1 protein-coding gene is annotated in these 605 nt (G+C 35.9%); it reads right to left on the bottom strand.

Features of this window, described 5'->3' with window-relative positions; all coding sequences use genetic code 11:
* Positions 1-605, bottom strand: a 605-nt coding sequence (locus tag N3F66_15185; protein ID MCX8125489.1) for an aminotransferase class I/II-fold pyridoxal phosphate-dependent enzyme, incomplete at both ends; no start/stop codon positions are given.

Raw genomic sequence — 605 nt, 5'->3', positions numbered from 1 at the left:
AATTGTGCCAAACTATAATGCTCTCCTACATAGTTGATATGCTCATATATCTCATCACTAATCACAAAAATGTGGGGATGTTTCTCTAATACCTTTGCCCATGCGGCTAATTCATCATAACTATAAATGCTTCCGGTAGGATTGGATGGTGAACTAAAAATAATAGCTTTGGTTTTGTTAGAAATATGCTTTTCCAATTCTTGGGCTGAGAGTTTAAAGTTGGTATCAATGGTAGTAGGAATAATAACAGGACGCGCATCTATGAGTTTCAAAAACTCTACATAAGTAACCCAATAAGGCGATGGCACAATCACCTCATCACCAGGATTTAAAAGAGCAATGTAAACATTGGCAATACTTTGTTTAGCACCTGTAGATACTACAATTTGGTCTGGGGTAAAAAATAAATTATTATCTCTTTTGAATTTTTCGCAGATGGCCTGACGCAGTTCTAAATATCCTGATACCGCTGTATAATGCGAAAAATTTTCCTGAATGGCTTTTATAGCGGCTTCCTTAATAGGCTCAGGTGTATTAAAATCAGGTTCTCCCAAACTTAAATTAATAACTTCTATTCCTTGCTGACTTAATTCTCTGCTCCTTCT

The organism is Spirochaetota bacterium (genome assembly GCA_026414805.1).
In the GTDB taxonomy this organism is placed as follows: domain Bacteria; phylum Spirochaetota; class UBA4802; order UBA4802; family UB4802; genus UBA4802.
The sequence above is the reverse complement of the archived record's forward strand: the minus strand, read 5'-3'. Positions and strand labels throughout refer to the sequence as shown.